At 52.2% G+C, this 22,514-nt stretch carries 33 protein-coding genes; 6 read left to right on the top strand and 27 right to left on the bottom strand.

From position 1 onward, the window contains the following. Positions 1–2 precede the first annotated feature (2 nt). The 24 genes from F7C38_03255 to F7C38_03140 all read right to left on the bottom strand — a co-directional run bounded on the left by F7C38_03255 (position 3) and on the right by F7C38_03140 (position 14,180). On the bottom strand, positions 3–1,007 hold the full coding sequence (locus F7C38_03255; protein ID MCE4600568.1) for an acyl-CoA thioesterase: 1,005 nt from the start codon (positions 1,005–1,007) through the stop codon (positions 3–5). A 63-nt stretch (positions 1,008–1,070) separates the two neighbouring features. Then, on the bottom strand, positions 1,071–1,532 hold the full coding sequence (locus F7C38_03250) for a 50S ribosomal protein L15 (protein ID MCE4600567.1): 462 nt from the start codon (positions 1,530–1,532) through the stop codon (positions 1,071–1,073). Positions 1,533–1,546: 14 nt separating this feature from the next. Beyond that, positions 1,547–2,029, bottom strand: coding sequence for a 50S ribosomal protein L30 (locus F7C38_03245; GenBank protein MCE4600566.1), 483 nt, complete (start codon positions 2,027–2,029; stop codon positions 1,547–1,549). Between the two features lie 14 nt (positions 2,030–2,043). Then, on the bottom strand, positions 2,044–2,676 hold the full coding sequence (gene rpsE, locus F7C38_03240; protein ID MCE4600565.1) for a 30S ribosomal protein S5: 633 nt from the start codon (positions 2,674–2,676) through the stop codon (positions 2,044–2,046). Positions 2,677–2,681: 5 nt separating this feature from the next. Next, positions 2,682–3,317 carry a 50S ribosomal protein L18 gene (locus F7C38_03235; GenBank protein MCE4600564.1) on the bottom strand — a complete coding sequence of 212 codons (636 nt, stop codon included), beginning with the start codon at positions 3,315–3,317 and terminating at the stop codon, positions 2,682–2,684. Further along, entirely contained in the window at positions 3,317–3,781 is a 465-nt protein-coding gene (locus tag F7C38_03230; protein ID MCE4600563.1) for a 50S ribosomal protein L19e, read from the bottom strand. The genes F7C38_03235 and F7C38_03230 overlap by 1 nt, the downstream gene beginning before the upstream one ends. A gap of 12 nt (positions 3,782–3,793) precedes the next feature. Then, positions 3,794–4,201 (bottom strand): 50S ribosomal protein L32e, encoded by a 408-nt coding sequence (locus F7C38_03225; protein ID MCE4600562.1) that lies wholly within the window; start codon positions 4,199–4,201, stop codon positions 3,794–3,796. Beyond that, positions 4,198–4,749, bottom strand: coding sequence for a 50S ribosomal protein L6 (locus F7C38_03220; GenBank protein MCE4600561.1), 552 nt, complete (start codon positions 4,747–4,749; stop codon positions 4,198–4,200). Before F7C38_03220 ends, F7C38_03225 begins: the two co-directional genes overlap by 4 nt. A 152-nt stretch (positions 4,750–4,901) precedes the next feature. Then, complete coding sequence (locus F7C38_03215) at positions 4,902–5,303, bottom strand: 30S ribosomal protein S8 (protein MCE4600560.1); 402 nt, start codon at positions 5,301–5,303, stop codon at positions 4,902–4,904. A 12-nt stretch (positions 5,304–5,315) separates the two neighbouring features. Then, on the bottom strand, positions 5,316–5,480 hold the full coding sequence (locus tag F7C38_03210) for a 30S ribosomal protein S14 (GenBank protein ID MCE4600559.1): 165 nt from the start codon (positions 5,478–5,480) through the stop codon (positions 5,316–5,318). Between the two features lie 13 nt (positions 5,481–5,493). Beyond that, positions 5,494–6,054 carry a 50S ribosomal protein L5 gene (locus F7C38_03205; protein ID MCE4600558.1) on the bottom strand — a complete coding sequence of 187 codons (561 nt, stop codon included), beginning with the start codon at positions 6,052–6,054 and terminating at the stop codon, positions 5,494–5,496. After that, on the bottom strand, positions 6,051–6,812 hold the full coding sequence (locus tag F7C38_03200) for a 30S ribosomal protein S4e (GenBank protein MCE4600557.1): 762 nt from the start codon (positions 6,810–6,812) through the stop codon (positions 6,051–6,053). The genes F7C38_03205 and F7C38_03200 overlap by 4 nt, the downstream gene beginning before the upstream one ends. Continuing rightward, a complete protein-coding gene (rplX, locus tag F7C38_03195) occupies positions 6,812–7,228 on the bottom strand; it encodes a 50S ribosomal protein L24 (protein MCE4600556.1) in 417 nt (138 codons plus the stop codon). Before rplX ends, F7C38_03200 begins: the two co-directional genes overlap by 1 nt. A 14-nt stretch (positions 7,229–7,242) precedes the next feature. Next, the gene (locus F7C38_03190) at positions 7,243–7,662 is read right to left on the bottom strand and encodes a 50S ribosomal protein L14 (protein MCE4600555.1); all 420 of its coding nucleotides are present in this window, start codon (positions 7,660–7,662) and stop codon (positions 7,243–7,245) included. Positions 7,663–7,699: 37 nt separating this feature from the next. After that, on the bottom strand, positions 7,700–8,047 hold the full coding sequence (locus F7C38_03185; GenBank protein MCE4600554.1) for a 30S ribosomal protein S17: 348 nt from the start codon (positions 8,045–8,047) through the stop codon (positions 7,700–7,702). 5 nt (positions 8,048–8,052) lie between these two features. Next, on the bottom strand, positions 8,053–8,334 hold the full coding sequence (locus F7C38_03180; GenBank protein ID MCE4600553.1) for a ribonuclease P protein subunit: 282 nt from the start codon (positions 8,332–8,334) through the stop codon (positions 8,053–8,055). A 6-nt stretch (positions 8,335–8,340) separates the two neighbouring features. Beyond that, the gene (gene rpmC, locus F7C38_03175; GenBank protein MCE4600552.1) at positions 8,341–8,550 is read right to left on the bottom strand and encodes a 50S ribosomal protein L29; all 210 of its coding nucleotides are present in this window, start codon (positions 8,548–8,550) and stop codon (positions 8,341–8,343) included. Beyond that, entirely contained in the window at positions 8,537–9,250 is a 714-nt protein-coding gene (locus tag F7C38_03170; GenBank protein ID MCE4600551.1) for a 30S ribosomal protein S3, read from the bottom strand. Before F7C38_03170 ends, rpmC begins: the two co-directional genes overlap by 14 nt. A 1-nt stretch (position 9,251) precedes the next feature. After that, the gene (gene rplV, locus F7C38_03165; GenBank protein ID MCE4600550.1) at positions 9,252–9,725 is read right to left on the bottom strand and encodes a 50S ribosomal protein L22; all 474 of its coding nucleotides are present in this window, start codon (positions 9,723–9,725) and stop codon (positions 9,252–9,254) included. 15 nt (positions 9,726–9,740) lie between these two features. Continuing rightward, positions 9,741–10,184: a 30S ribosomal protein S19 gene (locus F7C38_03160; protein ID MCE4600549.1), complete on the bottom strand. Its 444-nt coding sequence runs from the start codon at positions 10,182–10,184 to the stop codon at positions 9,741–9,743. A gap of 92 nt (positions 10,185–10,276) precedes the next feature. Next, on the bottom strand, positions 10,277–12,268 hold the full coding sequence (locus tag F7C38_03155; protein MCE4600548.1) for a VWA domain-containing protein: 1,992 nt from the start codon (positions 12,266–12,268) through the stop codon (positions 10,277–10,279). Continuing rightward, on the bottom strand, positions 12,265–13,203 hold the full coding sequence (locus tag F7C38_03150) for a MoxR family ATPase (GenBank protein ID MCE4600547.1): 939 nt from the start codon (positions 13,201–13,203) through the stop codon (positions 12,265–12,267). The genes F7C38_03155 and F7C38_03150 overlap by 4 nt, the downstream gene beginning before the upstream one ends. 64 nt (positions 13,204–13,267) lie before the next feature. Further along, positions 13,268–13,927 (bottom strand): CRISPR-associated protein Cas4, encoded by a 660-nt coding sequence (gene cas4 / locus F7C38_03145; protein MCE4600546.1) that lies wholly within the window; start codon positions 13,925–13,927, stop codon positions 13,268–13,270. Between the two features lie 7 nt (positions 13,928–13,934). Then, positions 13,935–14,180, bottom strand: a complete 246-nt coding sequence (locus F7C38_03140) for a hypothetical protein (GenBank protein ID MCE4600545.1) — start codon at positions 14,178–14,180, stop codon at positions 13,935–13,937. 131 nt (positions 14,181–14,311) lie between these two features. On the opposite strand from F7C38_03140, the gene F7C38_03135 reads away from it, so the two are divergent. From F7C38_03135 to F7C38_03120, 4 genes are all read left to right on the top strand, one after another. After that, on the top strand, positions 14,312–14,731 hold the full coding sequence (locus F7C38_03135; protein ID MCE4600544.1) for an AbrB/MazE/SpoVT family DNA-binding domain-containing protein: 420 nt from the start codon (positions 14,312–14,314) through the stop codon (positions 14,729–14,731). A 22-nt stretch (positions 14,732–14,753) separates the two neighbouring features. Then, the gene (locus F7C38_03130) at positions 14,754–15,461 is read left to right on the top strand and encodes an MBL fold metallo-hydrolase (protein MCE4600543.1); all 708 of its coding nucleotides are present in this window, start codon (positions 14,754–14,756) and stop codon (positions 15,459–15,461) included. Next, on the top strand, positions 15,442–16,209 hold the full coding sequence (locus F7C38_03125) for a DUF72 domain-containing protein (GenBank protein ID MCE4600542.1): 768 nt from the start codon (positions 15,442–15,444) through the stop codon (positions 16,207–16,209). Before F7C38_03130 ends, F7C38_03125 begins: the two co-directional genes overlap by 20 nt. Positions 16,210–16,335: 126 nt before the next feature. Continuing rightward, positions 16,336–16,632, top strand: a complete 297-nt coding sequence (locus F7C38_03120; GenBank protein MCE4600541.1) for a hypothetical protein — start codon at positions 16,336–16,338, stop codon at positions 16,630–16,632. On the opposite strand, the gene F7C38_03115 is transcribed toward F7C38_03120, so the two are convergent. Next, positions 16,604–17,359, bottom strand: coding sequence for a DNA polymerase sliding clamp (locus tag F7C38_03115; GenBank protein ID MCE4600540.1), 756 nt, complete (start codon positions 17,357–17,359; stop codon positions 16,604–16,606). The two genes, F7C38_03120 and F7C38_03115, sit on opposite strands and share 29 nt — an antisense overlap. A 79-nt stretch (positions 17,360–17,438) precedes the next feature. Here F7C38_03115 and F7C38_03110 point away from each other — a divergent pair, with 79 nt between their 5' ends. Further along, positions 17,439–17,828, top strand: coding sequence for a hypothetical protein (locus tag F7C38_03110; protein MCE4600539.1), 390 nt, complete (start codon positions 17,439–17,441; stop codon positions 17,826–17,828). Here the strand turns inward: F7C38_03110 and F7C38_03105 are convergent, their stop codons facing one another. Together F7C38_03105 and F7C38_03100 are read right to left on the bottom strand one after the other, a co-directional pair. Further along, positions 17,829–18,131 (bottom strand): hypothetical protein, encoded by a 303-nt coding sequence (locus F7C38_03105; GenBank protein ID MCE4600538.1) that lies wholly within the window; start codon positions 18,129–18,131, stop codon positions 17,829–17,831. It abuts the gene before it with no gap. Positions 18,132–18,173: 42 nt separating this feature from the next. Further along, on the bottom strand, positions 18,174–19,478 hold the full coding sequence (locus F7C38_03100; GenBank protein MCE4600537.1) for a hypothetical protein: 1,305 nt from the start codon (positions 19,476–19,478) through the stop codon (positions 18,174–18,176). 108 nt (positions 19,479–19,586) lie between these two features. Here F7C38_03100 and F7C38_03095 point away from each other — a divergent pair, with 108 nt between their 5' ends. Continuing rightward, the gene (locus F7C38_03095; GenBank protein MCE4600536.1) at positions 19,587–22,478 is read left to right on the top strand and encodes a DEAD/DEAH box helicase; all 2,892 of its coding nucleotides are present in this window, start codon (positions 19,587–19,589) and stop codon (positions 22,476–22,478) included. Positions 22,479–22,514 lie beyond the last annotated feature (36 nt).

Raw genomic sequence — 22,514 nt, 5'->3', positions numbered from 1 at the left:
AATTATTTGATTTTTGGAGGTTTAATATACTTTATTTCTTGCTTGAAGAATTTAAGTAGCTCGCTGCGCTGCCTCCTCCTCTCTCTAGCTCTTTCATACAACTCCCTCTGCCAGGGTTCCCTAGGCTTGAAAGGCGGGACAGGCCTTGGCTTTCCGTCGGCCCCCAAATGTACAAGCGTGAAATAACTTGTCGTGGCATGTCTTTTCACGTCGCCGCTAGGGTTCTCAGTTATAGCCTTGACTGTGACCTCGACACTAGTATTGCCAACGTAGGTAACAGCCGTGTGTATCTCCAGTATGTCACCGACCCAGATCGGGGATACAAAGTCGGTCGCGTCGACGCCAGCTGTAACCATTATCCCCTTAGAGTATTTGATGGCGGTGATCCCGGCTAGCTCGTCCATAAGGTACATGAGTCTTCCGCCATGCATTGCGTTCAATGCGAGAGTGTCCTCGGGATTTACCAGTTTATACGAGGTTAATTGGGCTTCTGGGTGGATCGACTTGGGCGGGTTTAGGTCCTGGGGGTTTAACCTCGGTCCCCTCTGTTCTCTCCTCTGCTTAGCCCTCTCATGCAGTTCTCTCTCAAGAGGACCCTTTGGGGTTAGGCACGTGGGAACGCGTCTGGGCTTTATGGACTCGTCGACTGCAACGTAAGTCATGTGTGCTGCTGTCGTAAGCACTCTATCGCCTGTAGCCGGGTTTTCTTCTTCCATGAGTGTGGTGAGCTCAATACTACTTCTACCTATATATTCGACCCAGCTAGTTATGACGGCATTGTGTCCTAGATGCACGGGATTGATGAAGAACACGTGGTCCAAATGGGCTATGAATGCGGGTCCCCTGGCGACGCGCATAGCTGCCATGCTAGCTGTTGTGATCATCCACCTGAGCCCAACACCGCCGTGTAATATCCCTAGTGGGTTTATGTGTGTCGGGCTCACCAGATGGACTGTCTCGACTAGTGTTTCTGAGATAGACAACTCCCGTATACATTCATTCGTCACGATTTCCCGACCGTATGGGATAGAGGAGAGGACGGGAGGATATTTTACGTTTGGGTTTGGAGTTTATTCCTCGGTGCTCGACAGGAGTACGACTTCCCCCCCGGCTTCTTCTATCTTTTCTATAGCGGATTTGCTTGCCTTTGGGACAATGACCTTAACTGGTTTGGTTATTTTTCCGAAGCCTAGGAGCTTGTTGTATCCTAGCTCTATGAGATTGATGACCGGCATGTCGCCTTCGTAGTTTAGTCCTCCTTTTCTAGCCAGCTTGTCGAAGAGCTCTGAGAGCTCGTCTAAGTTAATTAGCTTAGGCTTGTAGCCTACTCTTATCCTGGGCGGGTTGAACCCGTGTTTCCCGAACCATCTTGGAGCGTATTTTATCGTCCACGTCCACTCATGTTTTCCGAGCCCTGCAGCGCCTCTCCCACCTCTTGAACCGCTCTTCCTATGCTGGCCTATTTGACCCCAGCTCATGGTCCTTGATCGTCCTCTTAGCTTCCTGGTCTTTTTCCTTCTCCTCACCACCATTATCATCCACCTCCTTATATCATTTTTACTAATAGTTTATTTATATCGGTTCCCCGATAGCCGAGTTCTCCGGAGTTAGTGTAGTGGCGTTTTATGGTTCTCCTGAATCCTCCCCTAGGCGGATGCAGTCTAAAGAATGGTTTAACGCCTTTTTCCTCAAGCCTATGATAATGTATCTCTCCGCTCAGTAACTTATCAGCTAGTTCGGGGATTCCCTTCTCCAGACCTAGATTAGTCTTTACCCACTCGTCTGTTAAGGGCTTGTCTCCTATGAGTCGCCCCCTTGTACGCAGGAGCTTTATGAGGGTGTCTCTATCGATTTCACCCCATGTAGCCCAGTCTTGTACTTTCCTCAGCATGTTCTCGATACCAGGCAGGCTACTGTGGTATAGTGACGCCGCGTATTTCTGCCTCAGCCGTAATAAGTAGAGGGTTCGTTCTGTATCAGGGTTCACGTCCGCTTGTCCTCTTAATCTAATTACAACGTACAATGGCAACTCAACCCACCTCGCTAGGATCTATACCAGTCTAGCGGCGTCATGAACCTGTATGTGTTCCTAAGGGCTAGGAAGACTGCCCTAGCGAAGTTGTAGCTGGTCCTGGTCTCTCCCTTTGTAAAGGTCCACAGGTCGCTGATTCCAGCTAGCCTTAAGACCTTCTTTGCAACGTCTCCTGCAACCAGGCCGGTGCCTTTCGGCGCGGGTTTCAGGATTACCTCGACGCTACCACTCTTCCCCCTGACCGTGAAGGGGACGCTATGAGACTCACCACAAGTGCACTCCCAGCTTCCACAGCCCCTCCTCACGGGAGTAATGTTTAGTTTTGCGTTTCTCAACGCCTTGTTGATCGCCTCCCTGAATTGACGTGCTTTTCCTTTTCCGAGGCCAACGTATCCGTCACCGTTTCCTATAACAACGACGGCCCTGAACTTGGTTACCCTCCCAGCATCGGTCATTTTTTGTACTATAGAGACGTCGATTACCTCGTGCTGTAGCTGTTCTCCTATTAGGTAGTCGACTATCTCTGGTTCTAATAGTGGAAGGTTCCTCCGGAAGATCTCTTCGAGGCTTGTGATCTTACCTTCTAGAACCAGTCTTCCCACTTTGGTTCGCGGAACCCAGTTCTCTAAACTAGGGCTAGCCATGCTCACTACTCCTCACCTCCTTTAGCGATTCGGGTTCGTGCGAGTTTGACTTCGTGTTCGCGTTTAATCTTCTCTAGCACCTCGTCGAAATGGCTGGGTAGTCCCTCGGGTTTTAGGCCTTTCTCTAGATATTTAGAGAACTGTATTCGATATTTTTCCGGGTTTTTCTCGGCGAGTTCCTCGGCCCATAACGCTATGTGCTCGCCTCGTATCCTCTCCATGGAAGGAAGTATCTCCTCGCTATGGGGGATCTTTAATCCAGCGTCTAGGGCTCCCTTCAACGCTGCGAATACACGCGATCCCGGGACGGGATCAGCTAGGCCTATATCGAGGACAGCCTCCTCTACACCGGCAAGTAGCGCTCTATATCCCGCTAGTAGCCCCGTCAGGTATGCGGAAGAGGTGTTACCCGTTCCTCCAAGCCACCCGTATTTCTTGACAAGCTCTCTGCTATGCGCGACGGCGATCATCTTGTCCCCTTCTATCTTGGCTTCGGCGAACTGTACTATTATGTACTTGAGAGTCCTCCTTACCACCATCCTAGGCTTGCCTGACGCAATCAACTTTAGCCTCTTGTAGTAGTTGGTCTTACCTTCTCTCCTCCTCCTCCAGGGTACCCTGTATCTAGGTCCGCGCCCCATTATTGTCCGCCCTCCTTAAGCAAGCCAGCCTCTGCTAGATGCCTCCTCAGATCGCCGAGGCTCCTAAATGCTCCTCCCTTGGCTAGCCTGTAATACCTCCTATAAATACCCCTATCTATCACTCCATGATCTCTGAGCCATCGTAGATATCTTCTCATCTTCCTTATCCTATGTATCCAGTCCTCTTTCGGATCGACTCTGGCTCCCTGAGCGCCTTTTCTCTTACCGTATCCTCTCCTCCTGCCCTTCCTTCTCTGCGAATGCCTGTACAGCCATCTCTCTCTGCTATTACCCTTCTTCGGTTCTACGCGTATGATATTCTTCTTGGCCAGCGCTATGATATCCCGCCGTGTTACGGCCTGCGAGATCTCCTCCTCGTGTTCGGGGTTAGGGCTTATCCATATTCTACTCTCGCCGACGCCGAAGACCTCCGCTGCTAATCGCCTCTGCAGCCTGTAGTCCATCAGCCACACCCCCTACGGATTAGCCACCCTGAATCCACGCATGAGCGCCTCCCTTACAAGCGTATTCCTCTTACGGAGCCCGACTGTAGAGGCTATAACAACTATGTGCTCCTGGGGATCTAGCCCTTCTAGGTCTCTAATACTGGCGACCCTAGCCGGCTTGAGGCCGCTTGGGTGCAGGCCTCTAAGGTCAGAGGGAGTACCGTAGCCCACCTTGACTATAGGCGGATATCCCTTGATCTGCAACCTCATTTTGCTATCGTTGCCCTTCGGCTTCCGCCAGTACTCTCTTCTTTCAAACTTCCAGAAACGCCACGAGAGATACCTTCTGAACACGGGTTTTTCCCTGTGCTTGGCTAGCTTTTTCTGCAACTTCCTCCTCTCCCTTAACCTCTCAAGGACCTCTTCTCTCTCAGTCATCCTTCAACCACCCCCTTCTCGTATATGTAGATCCCGTCCATGAACTTCCTCCTATCGAACCCAGTGATTTTTGTGGCTCTCTCTATGTTGGCCGCGGTCTGGCCTACGGCTTCGATATCGATTCCCTCGACTATTACATCATTCTTCTTGACCGTGACCTTGACGCCGGGCAAGATCTTGGCAACTCTGGGAGCCTTTTCTCCGAGGAAATTACTTATAATGAACTTATCACCTTCAATCTTTATACTGATAGGGAAGTGGCTGTAGATCACCTTCAACTTGTAACGATAGCCTTTAGTTACACCTACTATCATGTTCTTGATATGAGCTGCGATTGTACCTATCATCGCTCTCTTTCTAGCATCGGCGAAATAAGATTCAATGACAATCTTACTATCTTCTCTCCGTACCAGTACGCCTTTAACCCGGGGCAGCACGCGGGTTAGACTCCCCTTAGGACCAGTAACTGTTACCTTCTCATTCTCTATTTCTACGTTAACTCCATCTGGTATCTCGACCTCTTTAACCACATGCACATCTTTACCCATCGCTACCTGCACCTACCCCAGCCTCTTCTACCCCTATACAAGCCCCTTTATAGACTATTTGCCCGCTGGATCCCGGGGTTCAAGAGTAATACGAGGGCTCTAAGGGGTTATAGAAGGGTTCTTTACCATATAATAGTGACGGGAAATGGGGGCTAGTAGACGTAGGCTAGTAGTATGCCCCCTATCCTTCTCTTTATAGCCTCTTTATGGCTCATAACACCCTGGCTCGTCGAGAGTATCAGTACACCTATATCCCTGCTCGCCAAATACTTTCTCAAGCTCTCTGGCATGGCGGTCAGCTCTCTATAGGAGACAGGGACCCTGGGCTTGACGACATTGGTCTTATTTATCCTGCCAAGGAGTTGCACGCGGAATTTACCCCATCTACCGTCGTCGATGTATTCGAACTCGCCTATGTAACCCTCCTGCTGGAGTACACGGAGAACTGCGGCTATTAGTTTCGAGGCAGGCATTATCAGGGTCTCCTTCTTACCCCTCATTTCAGCGTTCTGTATAGCTGCAAGCGCATTCGCCAACGTGTCAAGCATAACCATTATCCCACCCCTCTAGCGATTCTTCTTAAACCCCAGTAGAGGGGCTATCTCCCGGAAACACTGTCTGCAAAGATATAGGCCATATTTCTGGATTACAGCGTCCCTAGTACCACACCTCTGGCAGCGTTGCGCGCCTCTCCCCATCCTCTTAGGCTTCGGTGGCCTTATCTTCGCCACTACTCGACACCCCCTATACAAATGACACTCCGAACATCTGGTTTAATAGCACCATGGTCTCTTCCCTAGTGACGCGATGTCTCCTCGGTATATGGTTCTTCCTAGCCCTCTTCCGTCTCACGATCCTGTGGCCCGGCCTCTCGATAGTGACCACGACATCCATGCCTAAGATACCCACTTCTGGGTCATACTTTACGCCGGGTATAAGGATATGCTCTTCTATGCCAAACGCGATGTTTCCGAACTCGTCAATACTCTTCTCCTTGAGCCTCTTCCCTACAGCCTCTAAAGCTTTTTCAAGGAATTTGATAGCTCGTTCTTTCCTTAGAGTGACCATTACTGCTATGTTTTCTCCCTTCCTAACCCCGAATGCTCGAATGGTTCTCTTAGCTTTCCTGAATACGGGTTTCTGCCCGGTTAGCTCTTCAAGCACCTTTGCCGCATTCATTAGCTTTTCACCACTGTACCCTATGGCTATATTGACTGTCACCTTCGATATCCTGGGTTTCCTCATGGGATTCTTCCAGGCCTCAAGGATCTCTTCTAGCTTCTCCGGTGCAACTGGGAGGCTCATTTCCACGCACCCTCCGGAAGGCTTATCACAGGCTCATCCTTTCCTATGACGAAGACGTATTCTAGGCTAGTCTGGAACTTATGGCCTTCCTGGTCTTCGATAGTTACTATACTCCTCGTGCGTCCCCAACCCCTCTGAACGTTAACTATCCTGCCTACCCTCCCAACGTTTCTACCAGCGGTGATTATCGAGAGCATTCCGTTCTCGAATTTTAGATGATCTCTAATCGTTTGATCCGGTATGGTTATCACTAGCGTATCAAGGGTCTTGTATACGTCTTCGACCGGATTCCTGGGATCCTTGACTTTAACTAGTAGATTTCTCCCATCATGGAGGTTGAGCTGTATGTGACCTCCCCTAATTGTAGTCTTGTTGTTTATCCTGACAGGCTTTATTCCAGCCTCCTCTTTAGGTATTGGATGTAGCTTGAAGAATTTGACTGGGTATGGTATGAATCTGAAGGCTTCCCCTGTGTCTACGATCTCGATTACGTCAAATAAGCCGACCGGGTACTTGTAGTCCTTCCTAATCCTCCCATCAACTTTGAAATGCCCCTCGCTTATGAGCTTTCTGGCCTCCCTACCGGTCTTGGCATATCCCAGCACGTTCCTAGCAATTAACAGGAGGGGTAAGCTGAATTCTGAAGGGTGAGGACCTGGTCGCGGCTTTACACTCCACTTGTACTCCTTTCTAAGTATGGGCCAGAACTTAGGCGCCGCGAGCGCTTTAAGCCTCCTTTGTCCTCCCATTCGCGCCATTACTCCTCACCGCCTCTTTCTACCTGGGTTCCCTCGGTCAGTTCTTTCTTCGCTCCTCTTCTCTCTATTATCCTCCTTCTCCAGTCATCTAGTTTTAGGTCTATAATCTCAACCTTCGAGGGATGTATGGGCCGGAATACCGGTGTTTTATCGGCTTTCTCTATGGTTACGCCGTCGATGTGTATCCTGTAGGTTTTCAGGTTGACCTCCACGACTTCTCCCTCGGCACCTTTGAAGTCTCCCCTTGTAACTCTGACCTTGTCGCCCTTCCTCACAGGGAGCCTTTTTATGCCATACTTTTCTTGGAGTTCCTTGCTTAGGGGCGCGGTAACCAGCTTCTGCCTCGCATGAAGGGGTGCATTATAGTACGCCTTTCTCTGCTTTCTAGGATGCCTACTCACTGTAAGCCTAACCATTGCGATTGACACCCCTATATTATCGTCGTAGCCAGCTTGGCTATTCTAGGCCATCTAACCGCTGCCTCTTTCGCTACGGGTCCCCTGATCTCGCTGCCTCTGGGAGTACCGTCTTGTGATACGATGACTACAGCGTTGTCCTCGAAAGAGACCCAGGTCCCGTCAGGCCTTCTGAAGGGCCTCCTCTGCCTTACTATAACGGCGTAGGTGACCTGTCTCCTCATCTGGGGGGTTCCCTTCTTAACGGTCACCACGACTAGATCGCCTACACCTGCGAAGGGAAGGCGTCTAACCCTTGTCTTCACGCCGGGGACGTTGATGATCATAACCTCCCTAGCTCCACTATTGTCGGCGACGCTTACGTAGCTCCCGACCTGTAGTCCAGCGTTAACGCCAGTTCTTGAGAGCACTGCACCGTACTTTTTCTTGGGCATTCCATGTCTCCCCTCCATCTAAGCTGTTGCATAGGGTTTAACTACGCTTCCTTACTCCTAGTACTACGAACTTGACGGTCTTCGAGATGGGCCTGGTCTCTCCGATTACAACCCTGTCCCCGGGTTTCACGTCGATGCAGTCTGGCAGGTGCGCATGGATTTTCTTGCTTCTCCTAGCGTATCTCTTGTATTTGGGGTCGTAGTAGAGGTATTCGTGTCTAATCACGGCCATCCTCTTAGCCCTAACCTTTTCGACGGTCCCCTCGATTAATATGCCACGGACTCTTAAGCTGCCATGCCAGGGGCAATTGGGATCACTACACTCCCTTTCGGGTGGCGATACCCCGGGTATCTTTAAAGCCTTGACAGGCTTCACGGCAGGCATTCTCCTTACCTCCTCACTATCCTCCGTGCCCTTTCTGGGGGAGATCCCATTATATGGTCTCCCCTCACCAGCGTATACTTCCCGCCTGGTAGCTTAACTCGGAATAAACCCCCGGATTTAAGTATTACCAAGGTCTTCCCCGTAGCAGCAGCTATCCAGAGGGTTCTAGGGGTTTCCCAGAGGATTACACCCCTCACCCCTATAAGTTCGGGGTTAGGGTGATTGAGGACTTCGATCTCTAACCCTATTAACTCATGGAAAATAATGTTTTTGGGTGTTCTCTTCATTAAATCTTACCCTTTAGTTTTCCTCTCATTGAGGATTGTCAGTATCCTCGCTATATTCCTCTTGAGCTCCCTGAGCCTGCCAGGGTTCTCCAGCACACCAACGGAGGCTTTGTGCCTTAGGACGATTAACTCGGTCCTGAACTCTCTCAAGAGATCCTCTAGTTCCTTTGAATCCTTCTCTCTTAGCTCGCTGGGTTTGACTTTATGCTTCGCCACTCTCTCCCACCTCTTCTATTAACTCTTCGAGCTCGCTTGGGAGTTCGCCTTCGCTTACCTCTTCTTCTCCCCTGATGCGTTCTATGAGGTCTCTTACTTCCTCTTCTTCCTTGATTCTAATGTAGTCGGCGGGCTTGCCTGGTTTCGCTATAACGACCTTGACACCTATAATGCCCTTTGGAAGTTTCGCGTGGGCAATAGCGCGATCTACTAGCATATCCACGTTATGCCCGGCCTTGTACACTTTACCTGCACTGTATTTCTCGAATCTGGCCCTTTCGCTCGTTAGCTTACCACTGATCGTTATCTCGACTCCGATGGCCCCGTTCGCCATTATCCTTCGCAGCGCCGCGAAGGCTACTCTCCTGAAGTGGAAGCCCCTCTCTATGTTCCTGGCTATCCTGAAGGCCTGGACCCTTGCATCCAGCTCTGGGTTCTCCGGCTCGCTTACAGTTATCTGTACTCCCTCGAAGCCGAAGACCGTCTGGAATATATTGTGTAGCCTTCTTATCGTAGAGCCTCTCCTGCCAATTATCAGGGCTGGCCTCTCAGCATAGATGTGTATTCGAGTTCCAAGCCCTGACTGAGTGACTATGACGCCGCTGTATCCGGCTTCATAGAAGTTCTGGGCCAGGTACTCGTCTACCTTCGCCCTTATCAAGCCGAGGTTGAGGAATATCTTGTGGGCCCTGGTAACCACGCTAACTCACCTCCTCCACTACAATCTCCACGTGACTGTGGATTCTATTCTTCGGGGACGCCCTGCCATAGGCTCTGGGCATCCACCTCTTGAGCGTTAGGCCCTTGTGGGCGGCCACGTGTATGATTTTGAGCCGCTCAACGTCTAGCTGCTTCTGGGCTGCGTTGTTTTCCACGTTGTTAACCAGTTTTAACATGTACTTGGCAGCCTTCACGGGGTATCTTCCTATGGGCCAACCCCACCTGTCGGCTAGACCCCTTCTATGTGCCTGTTTTCCATGAGCCCGCCTGAAAGGTACAGCTTCCTCCATTTTAATGACCCGGCGTAGATACTCCCTGGCCTCGCCCAGCCACATGCCTTTGATGGCCTCCGCCACCTCTCTCATTATCTTTGGATGCACCGGCGCATCCCATATTACAGCCTTTGCGATCTTGCTCTCGTCCCGTATCTTTACGCTGTATTTCCAGCGAGGCAAATCCTATGCACCCCCTCACTTGCCTATGTGTAAGCTGCTCCTCGTCGCCTTGAGCCCGGGTTCGCCGTGTGTCACGATCTTGGTCGTGTGGCTGAACTCTCCTAGATAGTGCCCGATCATCTCGGGAACAATACGGACGGGCACGAACTCCTTTCCGTTATAGACTGCAATGGTATAGCCGACCATCTCCGGCAGAATCACCATATCTCTTACATGGGTCTTTATCACGGGAGGCCTCTTACCCTTCTTCCAGGCCTCGACTATTTTAGGCCTCAACTTGCGTATCTTCAGCAGTAACTTCTTCTGGGCTGGTGTGAAGCCCCTGAGCAGGCTCCTCCTCTGCCTCGATGGTAGTAGCTTGACCAGGTCATCTAGAGGCATTTCTAGTAGCTCCTCAAGCTTCTTACCTCTATACCTGAACCGGGCCCACTCTGGCGGGAACTCTATGTCTTTAGCCAACCGTTTAACCCCCCGATAGCGCGAATCCACTCCGCTTTATAGCTCTATCTCCCGGAAGCTTAGGAGTTGTCTACCGGTTTTAATGTGATTCCCTAGGATCGGAGGAGTATCCTGAGCAAGTGTTGTGCGGCCCTCCTCGGCGTGGAGGCTATAACGACCCTAGCTCCCTGCTCTTCGACTCTAACCCGGGTTATCTCGTCGTGGCTCCCTGGTACTATGAAGATAACCCGTTTACCCGCCTTGACTAGCCTGGCAACAACCTCCTCGACCGGCTCGTCCCTGATCGTTTGCCTCAGATCGGTTATCACAATCATCTTCTTAACACCCGGGACGTTAGCCTGCAGTAGGGCTTTCGAGATGTTCGTGAACCCGGTGAAATCGGCGTCGAAGAGAGCTCTGATAAACTCTCTCTTCGTGAAGGGGCCCTCGTGCACTATAGTATCGTGGCTGAATACGACGAGCCTCTGGAGATGCCTTGGGAATAGACTTGCTACCGCAATAGCCCATGTCGAGTAATCGAGCATAGACCCGCTGGAGTCCAGTGCTAGGCTTATCCTAGATGTCTTCTTCCTCTTCAGATATACTATAGGCCTCGGAGCGTACCTTATACTCCCATATATGCTCCTCCTCACATCGATGCGGCCCGGAGGCGTTTGACCTAGATACCTATCCCTGAGCAGCCTCAGCCCTTCCCGGGCCGAGAATCTATTCAGAATACGCTCGGCCGCGCGTAGGATCAACCGGCTCCACTCCGGGTTAGCCCTCCTATACATATCCCTAAGCAACCTAATCCTAGCGGGGTAGTCTAGGCCCCTGAGAGCCTCATCTACCAACCCGGGATTCACTGGTCCCTTCAAAGATGTAGCGAGGCCAATGATGGCGTTAGACTCCTTTATCATTTCAACCACATGAGAGTAGTTAACAAGCGAGGAACCATCGGCGGTGCCGCCTCTATGCAATTCCCTCAGGGCGCGCTCTACATAGTACTTCGCCATATCAGCTCTAGCCTCGTCTCCAGTCTCGGCATATTTAAGCGCCTCCCTTAAGCTCTTAGCAGCGTTAACAGCGGCCTCCAGTAATAGGCCCCCTCCAAGCTTCCTCAAGGATCCCCTCCCGAGACTCCATAGGAGTCGTGGATTGACGCTGCTGACTAGCTTCCTTGCGTCCTCAGAGTCTAGGCTGTTGACTCCCTTGGCGACGAGCTCGCCTCCGGCGTCGATGCCCATAGTATTGGCGGCGTCGATGATGTCATTAACTCCAAGCTTGTCTACATCGAGCCTGGAGACGCTAGCCAGCCTCCTCCTTATGACGGGTGTAAGAAGACCTGCATCTTCAAGGATCTCGGCCACCCGATTGGGATCATGTATCCTTGATCCAGAGTTCACCCTTCTAGCCAGCTCTTCGGCCACGAGCTCTCGCGTTGTACGGTCATGCTTTCTCTTGGCAGCTTCAGCTAATTTGAGAAGGTTCCTCTCGCTCATACCCGATAATTGACTCCGGTCGGGCCTAATTCTTGCTTCAACGGTGTTCATTAAGTCATCCCATCTAGCGCTGTACATGCCTCTAGCGGCCTCGTCGATACTTGAGTAGCCGTTGAGAGCGATTCTCCAAGCGAGCCTATCTAGCTCCTGGTTCGAGAGTAGTCTCTCCCTGCCCGGCCTGCCCCTTATCGCCCCGATACTCTTTAGCTTTGTATACGAGGCTAACGCTGCTCTCCTCTCCTTGCTGGACTTCTTGGCTAGCCTCTTCTTGGAGACCCTATCGCCGGGGCGTACTCCCATCGCCCCGATCTCCTTTCTCAGCTCTCTAGCAATCTTCTCTGCACGCTCCCTCACCCCCCTCCCGGCTAGTTCCTTCGCAACTAGCTCCTCGAAGTATTCAAGCCCCGCTTGCACGCCAGTGAAGGAGGTCCAGAGGATGTATGCTAGGTCTGTCCTTGTCATCGAACCGGTGAGTAGTTTGTATGACTTCGCTAGTTCAACAGCTTTTACGAGATCTGCAGTGGAGACGGTCTTATTTTGACCTCTCAGCTTGTATCCGACCTCTATAATGGTATTGATAATATCGTCATCGTCGATGCTCAAGGTCCGCCACCGAGGAACCTCTCTAGGATCTCCCTGACCTCTTCTTCGTCCTCAACCCTCTTGGCGAGCACGGGCATCCCCACCTCCGCGACGTCGTTCACGCTGACTATGTCGGATCCACGGATCCGCGCTAGTTCCTGAGCCATCCTAGCCCATAGCACGGCCTCAGCCGTGCCAGGCTTGTGCTGGACTCCCGACTTCCTGAGAGCGGTTATCACGTCGATTATGGTGCCTGCTATGTCTGGGGGTATCCGGGGTTTAGAGTTGGTCCTGATCCTGACTATCCTGGCCTCAACGTCTCTCGGCGGATAGTCGAAGCTCACCCTGACAACCCTCCTGAGGAACGCGTCGCTTAACTCGTTCTGGGCTATGTCCTCCGGGTTACTAGTGAATATTATCTGGAAGCCGTACCCATTAGCCTTAAACATTCGCCTGAGTTCTGGTACTATTATCCTCCTCTTATCCGATATATCCAGGAGCAGGTTTTGGAAGTCCTCGCTGCTCCTCCTTATCTCATCCACTAGAACCCCTGTGTCCAGTATGAGGGCCGCTAGCAGGGGCCGGGGGATGAAGCTTTCCTCGTTGAAACCCTTTCTCAAGGCCATTACTGGGTGGAAGTCGCCTATAACCTTGTACTCATCGTAGTTCTCACTGCATGGAAGTATGAAGGGCTTTTTCCCGCTCCAGAGCTCCAGGAGGGCCTCTCCTATCTCAGTCTTCCCAGTCCCGGGGGGTCCCTCGAATAGAACAGGTCTTGAAGTCATGAAGGCGGCGTAGGTGACCGCTACTATTCGTTTATCGACGACAAGCTTGTATTTATCCTCAAGAATCCTGACCGCTTCCTGGGGGTCCCTTACTGGGCTCCCTATATCCGACTTGATGGCCTCACCGTATATCTCGCGGACTAGCTCTTCGATCGACCCTACTCCCGGCATAGCACAGGCTCCCCAGCACCTTTGATTAACTGGATGCTCCAGAGCTAATTACCCGTTGGGACCGCTAGCTAAACGAGTCGTCTACAGGGACCTCGGCCAGCCAACGGCCAGGCTCATAGAGTTCAGCGTCGAGGCCATCGAGTCCCTCGTCGAGCTTATAGCACAGCTCCCTGAAAGGACACTTAGCGCATTTCCTGGCGCTCCTCTTCGCGTAGGGGACTATACCGTGCTCCCTCACCAGCACCACCTCGTCTATCAATTTGAGGAGCCTAGAAACCTTCTCCTCGTCCAGGGTCGACGAGCGAGACCGGCTTAAGTACTCGATCTTTATTAGAGCGTTCTTCGCGTTGAGCAGGCGAGTCAGCATGAAGGCGTAGGCCGATGCCTGGGCTGAATCACTCACCCACACGCCCTTCGAGGGACCCCTGCCACTCTTCCTCTCTATAACTACGAGATCGCCTCCACGGACTTCATAAGAGTCCGGTCGCCCTCGTAGCACGATGTTCGATCCGACCTCGACCTCGATTCTCTCTTCTAGTATCCTCCCCTTGGCCCTGTCGGGTAATCCCTTGATCCAGTGTAGTATACGGCCGATCCAGAGTCTAATACGCTCGGCCGCCGTAAAGCTTCTCCCCACGTGGACATCGAAGAAGTAGAACCGGGGACAGTATGCGTATTCATGTAACTCGCTGGGGTACACTATTATCTTCCTAGGGTCCCTCATGCCACATTCACTTTGTCGTATCTATCCAGTCAACTTTCACATACATGGTCCCCAGGAGACCCTTTATAAGATCTCTTATCTCGTCCTCGTAGCCGGGCTCTTCCAGTAGCAGCTCTATATACCGGAAGTCGCTGTGTATCCTAGACTTGTGGTCTACTAGCTCTGCATTATACTTCTTTCTAAGGACCTCCTTCACCCTCTCATGCGATTCATCGCTAAAGGTGTTGTAATAGATCCTGTAGAGCCTCTTCATACACCCACCCCCATACCTGTATCATTGTATGGCGTCTTATAATTGAATGGCCTCTTCGCGAAATAACCCAATATCTCTTTATAAATCTCCCAATGTTATCTACTAGTGGAACGGAAGTGGGGGTTAGTGGGATGAGACTGACCTCTCTGGCCAAGATAGATTCGAAGGGCAGGGTAACAATACCCCAGACTATCAGAGAGGCGCTAGACATAGAGCCCGGGATGATAGTAGTCCTACTAGCCGACCTGGACCGGAGGGAGATAATTATCTCCCCCATATCGGCGTCAAGCAAATACATCTACGAGATCGAAGTAGAGATGATGGATAAACCAGGAGCGCTAGCCATGCTAACGCAAAAACTAGCGGAAATGCACATAGATATAGTAGCGACTAGGTGCGCTGCCATCTCCAGAGGGGAGAGCGGGAATTGTACAGTGATCGTAGACGTGTCCAAGGCCAAGGCAGGCATAGAGGACGTTAAGAGGGCGTTGGAAGAGCTAGACGTGGTTACGCTGGTAAGGATTAGGAGTTTTGAAGCATTTACCCAGTAGAGGACGGGAAAGGGTCCCAGTGGTGCCGCTCAAGTTAAGGCTAACGGGATACGCGTACCTAGTTCTTTACCCAGGCCTGGCCACTCCTATAGACGCCGTGTCAGTCCTGGTAGTCGACGGCGAAAAAGCGGTTCTAGTAGACACTGGGTCCGGCGTCGAGGCCGCGGTTAAGGCGATCGCAGCTTCCCTGGCAGAGCTAGGCTACCCCAGGCGGTTCTCGATCGAGATCGCTGTAAATACGCATGGGCATGTAAATAATTCGGGGGGAGACTGGTGGGTCCACGATGTTCTAAAAGCTACTATAGCAGCTCGCCCACCAGACTCAAGATGGATCGAGGAAGGCGACGAAGATAGGACCGCTGCTAGAGATTATGGACTCCGGTTCCGGGGGGTCCCTGTGGGTTTAGTTGTCGAGGGGGACCCATACGAGTTGAGCCTGGACAAGATCACCCTCTCCATGATACACACCCCAGGTCATACCCCGGGTAGCCAATCAATAGTTGTCGAGGGCGAGGATAGACTTGTAGTCGTCGGAGATGCACTGGGGAGCCTCTCTAACAAGTGGGGGTCTAGCGAGAGGGACTGGTGGAGAAGCCTCGACAGGATCAAGGGATTAGACCCAGGCATACTCTGCACCAGCGTCAGGTGTTATATCGGGCCGGCCGCCAGAGAGTATCTAGACATGGTAGAGAAGGAGGGACCCTCGTGGATTGACGAGGATCAACGTTAAAGTGGGTACCTGTGGTTTTACCAGGTCGCGTAGACTGGTATTCGCCGAGCTAGACATAGTAGAGGTGCAGCAGACCTTCTACGACCCCCGTGTAATCTCGTCTCTAAAACGCATAAGACAGGAGGCTCCGGAGGACTTCGAGTTCAGCATTAAAGCATGGATGCTAGTTACCCACAAGTACAATGCAAAGCTATGGAAAAGACTGAAAAAGCCCGTTCCCGGCGGCAAGGAGGACTATGGCTTCTTCCAGGACAATAAAGTGGTTGCATGGGCTTGGGGAGAGACTATAAACGCGGCAGAGGCGATCGGAGCAATGATAATAGTCCTGCAAACGCCGGCGAGCTTCAAGCCAACGGAAGAAAACATAAACCGTCTATCGACCTTCCTATCAAAGCACTGGCCAGAGGGATATACCCTGGCCTGGGAGCCCCGAGGGGAATGGTGGAATAGGAGGGATCTCCTTGAGAGCTTCAACAGGGAGTTCGGCCTCCTCATCGCTGGCGACGTCTTAAGGGGGCGCACGCCTCCCCCTAGCCAGGATACGCTCTACACGCGTCTCCACGGGCTGGGGGGAAGCGAGGTCAATTACAGGTACAAGTATACAGTAGAGGACCTCCAGAGGCTGCTTGATATAGTCAGGAGTGGCAGGTGGGGGCTCTCGTATGTATTGTTCAACAACGTGTTTTCCTATGAGGACGCAGTCGCGTTTAAGAGACTCTATGAGTCCTCTATCCTAAATAACCCCTAGGAAGGTATAGTTAAAACGCCGGACCCGGGAGCCGCGGCAATCGCGGCGGGCGACAAGCCTCCCCGGGCCCGCTTGGTAGACCGCGGCGAGGAATGACGGCTTAGACGAATGCGGGGATGTCGCGTTATGCCTCGGGCCACGCTAGGCTGGTATCGGTGCGAGGTTTGCGGTAGGAAGGCTTACGTATACCAGTGCCGCTATAATGGGAGGACCGTGTTGATATGCCCCTACTGTATACTAGCGCTCTGGGGCAATAGGGGATTCTACTGTAATGCGCCTATCGTGAAGAAGCTTGGAAAGGTGGCGCCCAAGGCTAGATGGGGCGAGGCCAATACCCTCGTATCCAGTATCGATTCGCAGTTGAAGTCGAAGGCCCGGTATAGGGGTGGAAAGCCTAGCCGAGGGCGGGCGCGGCGTAGATAATCAGTTTCTCGGCGTTTGGGAACGTAAAGGTCGCCCTCAGGGGATAGTCGTTTTCGAACTCGACCGTTACACTCTCGGCGGCTCCGGTAGGCTTTGTCAGGGCCTGCAGGCTGTTTAGCGTATATGATGAAGTCGACTCCTCCGCTACGTTCAAGCTAAGCAATGGATCCCCCTCCTTCATTATCCACTCGTACTCTTTCTCCTCCCCGGCGGCCCTCGCGATTACCTCTTCCTTCGTGGCCCTGAGCTCCAGGACGTCTCCAACTATCTTGGCGTCCTGGATCATACTCTTGAAATCATCGGCTTCTAGTATGAACCTAGCTTTCCCCTCCATCCTTGGCTCCTTTATCTCCCTGGCCTCCAGTAAAGTAACTGGAAGGTAGAAGGTCCTTGAGATGCCAGTCTTCCTATCCTCCAGGACGATCTTCAAGGTATCGCCTCCCGACTCAAGTTCGAAGACGAGGGCGTCATTCCGCGTGGCCCTTCTGACGATTTTGTTTAACTCATCAGTACGTAGCCTTATCACGACCTCATCGTCTACACTGTACTCGTCAAAGGCTGTTATAGGCGCTCTCAGCACCGCTAGACTGGTTTTATCGGGGCTCATGAGGTACGCTACGAGGCCTTCTAGGGAGAAGAATAGGTCTCCCTCGTCATTGATCTTAGCTAGCGTCTGGGTTATGTACTTGAATTTGACCGGTGCTGGATGTACTACCCTGACCGTCAATCCTCTACCCCTCGTTATGTATTGCCGCCTTTTAGAGTAATAAACCCGGGGCCTCTCTAAGGAAGCTTGGTGTAACGGATTGCCCGGGAATATAGTAGTCGAGGTAGACATGGGTAAATACAAGAATGTTAGGGTCCCTCTGGAGGAGGCTGAAAAACTTATCTCCCTGGTGGTCGATAGGCTAGGCTTTGAATCAAGCGATGTAAACGAGGCCTATAGGATGCTGAGGAACTTTGACGTATTCTATGAAACACAGAAGAAGAAGTTCAAGGATTACCTAGTGCCGTCGAAATCCATGAACGACATGATACTTGGGAGGGTTATAGTCGACAAGATCAAGCTCGTCAGGGAGGGGGATAAGAGGATAGTGGTATTGTCTTTCGACAGGAGGGTCCCCCTGGACGTCATTGTCGGGGCGCTGGAGGAGCTAGGCTACAAGGTAGAGGTAAAACAGTATAAGCTAGCCTAGTCACTTCTTTTTGGCCTTGGCCTCCGCCTTACTGGTCTTCTTTTTGCTCTCCTTCTTCCTGCTCTTTTTACTGGTCTTCTTTTTGGCCTCCTTCTTTTTCTTCTCTTTGGGCTTGTATTTCTCCTCCAGTTCCTTAAACCTTGGCAGTATCGACTCGGCGTATATAGCGCGGGCTTCCTGAACCGTTAGCTCGCCCCTAGCGACCTTCTCTAAGAGCTCTGAGATCTCGATCATTGCTTCCAGTAGCTCCGGGTTAGTGACAGCATATGTAGCTACTTCGACTTCCATGTCTTCCTCGGACACGCGCCGCACCCATCATAACCCAATAGCGATTGTCAAGGCGTATTAAACACCTACTTCCACTAAAGCCCAGCCCCCGCTGCAATACGCGTATGCCAGCGCAGTCCGGTGGCTCATCTCTATAAGCCCGCTCAGCGGCCTCCAGGTGTCGGGGAATAACCTCCCAAGTACTGTGGCGGTTAGCAGCGGGTCCCCGAGCGGGCCTAGTATGACTCCCGATCCCTCGGGCCCTCTCGCCGGTGCTAGCAGGTCTGACTCGGGCTTACAGAACGATGCTATTACTAGGGTTTTCTTCGAGATCTCAGACAGGTATTTCTGTAGGCTGCGAGGGCTCTCGATGCACGACGAGATTACTACTAGATCGTCGTCCTTTATGGACTCGGGAAGAGCAAGCAAGATGCCCTCTCTAGAAGCAGCGTCGATAGCTCCAAGCGATAGATTAACGTCACGGCCAGATTCTTCCACGTATTTGAGCAGGCTGTAAACGTCGTCGGTTTCACCAGGCTTGTCCAAGTCTATTGCCACGATCCGCTTGCCGTTTCTGTTGGCTTTGGCCACCCATTGAGCAAGTTTGAGGGGTTTGCTACTGTAAATCCACAATATAGACTTCCACCCCATGGCTAGGACTGCGTCGCCATCATGGGAGCACGCAATCCCCCTAGCCCTCCAGCGCTTAAAGGCACTGCCCGCGACTATTCTCGTTGTGCTAGTCTCTATTTCATAGCCTACAAGCCTTCCAACCCTTAATCCACGGCAATACAGTGGCGGTACGGGGGTAAAGGAGGCGTAGAGGCTTATCGCTATGACCCCAAACACGCCTAGCGAGGCAACGGCTCCACCAGCTATCGCTATGAGGGGATTTACTGCTATCCTAGATAATAGGAGTCCCCCGCCTAGCACGAAGGGCCAATAGTCAGCACCTGGTTTCACCATCCCAAGTCTCGCTAGTATCAGGGCCGAGGTTATGGACGCCAGCACTGGGGTCATATAGTACCTTTTACCTATCGTAAACGCCTCCAGAGCACTATCCCAGGGGCCACGTAGATACGCTATGACAAGTATCATGCCTAGACCTAGGATGGACAGAATGTACCACTGGTATTGTATTAGTCCTTCTGCCATCTGTGGCTTTAGGTAGATTAGCGATAAAAGGCCTATAAGGGGGCTTTTACTGTATATGCCCAAGCCCACCGAGGCTAGCATAGAGATTAGCGGTACCAGCGCCCTATACATGAAGGCTCCGAGCAGGGCGCCTCCCTGGAACAGATCGGTCTTGTCGAGGTTGTGGATTACTAGGAGTAGGGCTAGGGGGGCTAAGATTTTGCCTACCGGGCTGCACCTCCTAGGCATCAAGGCCTATAGCCAGTGGCTATTAGGCCCGGGTCTAGGGTATATCTTTACCTAGGACTCCCTGAAACCAGAGGCCCTGGTGGCATAGAAAGCGAGTGGATAACAGGCATGGCTAACGTGTTCGACCTGCTCAACCCGTCGCTGAGGAAGGCGATTGAGAGGCTGGGATACACAAGTCCCCTCCCAATCCAAGCCAAGGCTATACCGGTTGTCCTAACCGGTAGCCACACACTCATAACAGCTCCCACGGGGAGCGGGAAGACCGAGGCAGCGCTCTTCCCAGTTCTTTCAATGCTCTTGGACAAGCTCGATAATGGCGTCAAGCTTAAGGGGGCTAGGGTAGTCTATATAACGCCGCTCAGGGCGCTCAACCGCGATGTAGCGCTTCGAATAGCCAGGATAGCCGAGGCGGTTGGGCTAAGCGTATTCCTCAGGCACGGGGACACCGTCCAGTCCGATAGGAGGAGGTTCATAGCTAAGCCATCACCTATAGTTGTGACAACGCCGGAGTCGCTAAACCTAATGCTGACCACGGCTCATAGGGAGAGGATATGGGGTAATGTCGAGTGGGTTATAGTGGATGAGGTACACGAGCTCATAGATAGCAAAAGGGGGGCCGAGCTCTCAGTAGTTCTTGAGCGGTTACAGAGAATCTCCAAGAGGAGGATACAGCGCATCGGCTTGTCGGCTACACTGTCGAGGAGGTCCGTCTCAGAGGCGGCCGATATGCTAGCCTTTGATAGGAGGCTTTCGATAGTGGAGGACTACTCCACGAAGAAATACGAGATCAAGGTCGCTATAGTTGACGGGGACAGGTACTGGGAGAGAGCCGTAGCGAAGATAGCCGATTTAGCTAGTAGTGTTGACGGTTCTGTCCTAGTCTTCACCAACACTAGGGGTACCGCCGAGAAGTTGGCCAGTAGCCTAGCCGGGTATCTCAAGAAGAAGGGGATTGGCTATAGAGTCGAGGTACACCACGGGAGCCTATCGCGTAGTATCCGGGAAGAAGTGGAACGAGGTTTCAGAAAAGGCGAGGTCAAGATACTGGTCTCTACATCAAGCATGGAGCTGGGTATTGATATAGGTCTAGTAGACCTGGTAGTGCAATTCATGTCGCCCCGGCAGGTAATTGCTATGACTCAGAGAGCCGGGCGAGCAGGTCATAGCCTGTTTGAAGTGAGCAGGGGGGTGATAGTTACATCCTCTAATATATTCGAGATCCTTGAGTCGGGCGTGATAGCTGTTAGGACGGAGAAGGGCCACCTAGAGGATCTAAGCTTGCCTCGCAACTCCTACGATGTGGCCTCTCACCAGATCGCGGCGCTGACCATAGAGGAGAGATCGCTGGCCGTCGACTTGATAAGAGGGGTTTTCCGGGGCTCTGGTTCCCTGAACGGGTTAAGCGACGACGAGATAGACTCTATACTGGTTCACCTCGACAACGTTAATATAACACGCTATAACCCCGAGGGCGGCAGCGTGAGGCTTGGTAGAAGGACGCTCTCATACTTTTACAGGGTATCAATGATACCAGACGAGCTATCATTCCACGTATACGATATGGTAACCGGCTCCAGGGTGGGAGACGTCAGCGAGAAATTCGTAGAGTCACAGCTCCTAAAACAACGCGACACCGGTAGATTCCGCTTTGTCCTAGGCGGTAGGATCTGGGAGGCGGTATCAATAGACTACGAGAAGGGTAAAATTGAGGCAGTCCCTCTGGTATCGGAGGATGCGCTGATCCCCTCATGGGAGGGCGAGATCATACCTGTGAGCTACAGAATCGCGAGGGAAGTCTGCTCCATACTCTCGCTGTGCCAGCACGACCCCGAGGACTGTCGTAGAATGCTTGCCTACAGGAAGATACCTGTAGAGTGGGCGGAGAAGGTTGTAAAGGTACTCAGGGAGTCTGCCAGGTCCTTCGGAGAGCATCTGTTGCACCCCTATAATGGTATTCTAGAGTCTACTGGTGGCATCACCATATTGTATTCTTGCCTCGGCAGCAATGGAAACCTAGCGCTGGCCCTCCTACTATCTAAGCTACTGGAGAGTCATGTGAGGGTAGAGTTCGACTACATTCCCTACGCCATAGTATTCCGCTCGCCAGTAGGCGTTCCATGTCATCTCGTAGAGAATGCCCTGCTCAAAGCCAGAGAGATGGACGACGCCGAGAGGCTGGTCCTCCTCCAGGACGCCGTCAGGAGGTCTCGCACGTACTTGATCCGCTTCATCCGCGTCGCTAAGAGAATGGGCGTCGTTGACCCTGATAAGAGGCTTCCACTGGATTTCGCCAGGCGCCTATCCGACAACCTCAGGGGGAGCGTTGTTGAGGTAGAGACCATCAGGGAGATTATGCAGGAGAAAGCAGATGTACGCGCGTTAAATGACTACCTGGATAACCTGAGAGAGGTTAGATGCGTGGATACGGGAGGGGAGCCCTCGCCACTCGCAAGGGAGGTCCTGGACAACCCCTATATCAAGAGAGACGTCGCCGTTAAGGTTTCGAGGCTGGCTATGGACAAGATAATCGAGTCGATCAAGAAGAGCCTGTCCAGGAGAAGCGTCATAATGCTATGCCTCTCATGTGGGAGGGCGAGGAGGATAACGGCGTCAGAGGCGTGGCGTAAGCCCAGGTGCCCCTACTGCGGGTCCCTCGCAATAGCGCCTCTACCAGCTACCGAGTACGGCGAGAGAATGCTTCAAGCCTATGAGAAAATGAGGAGTGGCTCTAAGATACGGGGCGAGGAGAGGAAACTCGTCAAGGAGGTCCGTGAGAGGGCGTCGCTATACCTTAACTACGCTGGCCAAGGCCTGGGCAGGTATGTGGTAGAGGCTCTAATGACCTATGGTGTTGGCCCGGCTCGGGCGAAGAGGCTTCTATCGGATCTCGTGAATAAGGGCGAGCGGTTCTTCTACGAGGACCTCTTGAGGGCCATGGAGGAATACGCTGCTAACCGGCAGTATTGGAGTACGAGAAGGAGGATTGAAAGGAGCGGTTGACGAATAATATTAATCCGCTTTTAGAGACGAGGATGT

The sequence above is a fragment of the Candidatus Thermodiscus eudorianus genome (assembly GCA_015521085.1).
GTDB classification, from domain to species: Archaea; Thermoproteota; Thermoprotei_A; order Sulfolobales; family Acidilobaceae; genus Thermodiscus; species Thermodiscus eudorianus.
Note: the sequence above shows the minus strand (reverse complement) of the source record. Positions and strands in the feature narration are given on the sequence as shown.

Coding starts and splice junctions, on each gene's coding strand:
- F7C38_03250 (MCE4600567.1), bottom strand. CDS start 1,532: ATGGTGGTGAGGAGAAGGAAAAAGACCAGGAAGCTAAGAGGACGATCA.
- rpsE (MCE4600565.1), bottom strand. CDS start 2,676: ATGGCTAGCCCTAGTTTAGAGAACTGGGTTCCGCGAACCAAAGTGGGA.
- F7C38_03235 (MCE4600564.1), bottom strand. CDS start 3,317: ATGGGGCGCGGACCTAGATACAGGGTACCCTGGAGGAGGAGGAGAGAA.
- F7C38_03230 (MCE4600563.1), bottom strand. CDS start 3,781: ATGGACTACAGGCTGCAGAGGCGATTAGCAGCGGAGGTCTTCGGCGTC.
- F7C38_03225 (MCE4600562.1), bottom strand. CDS start 4,201: ATGACTGAGAGAGAAGAGGTCCTTGAGAGGTTAAGGGAGAGGAGGAAG.
- F7C38_03220 (MCE4600561.1), bottom strand. CDS start 4,749: ATGGGTAAAGATGTGCATGTGGTTAAAGAGGTCGAGATACCAGATGGA.
- F7C38_03215 (MCE4600560.1), bottom strand. CDS start 5,303: ATGGTTATGCTTGACACGTTGGCGAATGCGCTTGCAGCTATACAGAAC.
- F7C38_03205 (MCE4600558.1), bottom strand. CDS start 6,054: ATGAGCCTCCCAGTTGCACCGGAGAAGCTAGAAGAGATCCTTGAGGCC.
- F7C38_03200 (MCE4600557.1), bottom strand. CDS start 6,812: ATGGCGCGAATGGGAGGACAAAGGAGGCTTAAAGCGCTCGCGGCGCCT.
- rplX (MCE4600556.1), bottom strand. CDS start 7,228: ATGGTTAGGCTTACAGTGAGTAGGCATCCTAGAAAGCAGAGAAAGGCG.
- F7C38_03190 (MCE4600555.1), bottom strand. CDS start 7,662: ATGCCCAAGAAAAAGTACGGTGCAGTGCTCTCAAGAACTGGCGTTAAC.
- F7C38_03185 (MCE4600554.1), bottom strand. CDS start 8,047: ATGCCTGCCGTGAAGCCTGTCAAGGCTTTAAAGATACCCGGGGTATCG.
- F7C38_03180 (MCE4600553.1), bottom strand. CDS start 8,334: ATGAAGAGAACACCCAAAAACATTATTTTCCATGAGTTAATAGGGTTA.
- F7C38_03150 (MCE4600547.1), bottom strand. CDS start 13,203: ATGCCGGGAGTAGGGTCGATCGAAGAGCTAGTCCGCGAGATATACGGT.
- cas4 (MCE4600546.1), bottom strand. CDS start 13,927: ATGAGGGACCCTAGGAAGATAATAGTGTACCCCAGCGAGTTACATGAA.
- F7C38_03140 (MCE4600545.1), bottom strand. CDS start 14,180: ATGAAGAGGCTCTACAGGATCTATTACAACACCTTTAGCGATGAATCG.
- F7C38_03135 (MCE4600544.1), top strand. CDS start 14,312: ATGAGACTGACCTCTCTGGCCAAGATAGATTCGAAGGGCAGGGTAACA.
- F7C38_03120 (MCE4600541.1), top strand. CDS start 16,336: ATGCCTCGGGCCACGCTAGGCTGGTATCGGTGCGAGGTTTGCGGTAGG.
- F7C38_03100 (MCE4600537.1), bottom strand. CDS start 19,478: ATGCCTAGGAGGTGCAGCCCGGTAGGCAAAATCTTAGCCCCCCTAGCC.
- F7C38_03095 (MCE4600536.1), top strand. CDS start 19,587: ATGGCTAACGTGTTCGACCTGCTCAACCCGTCGCTGAGGAAGGCGATT.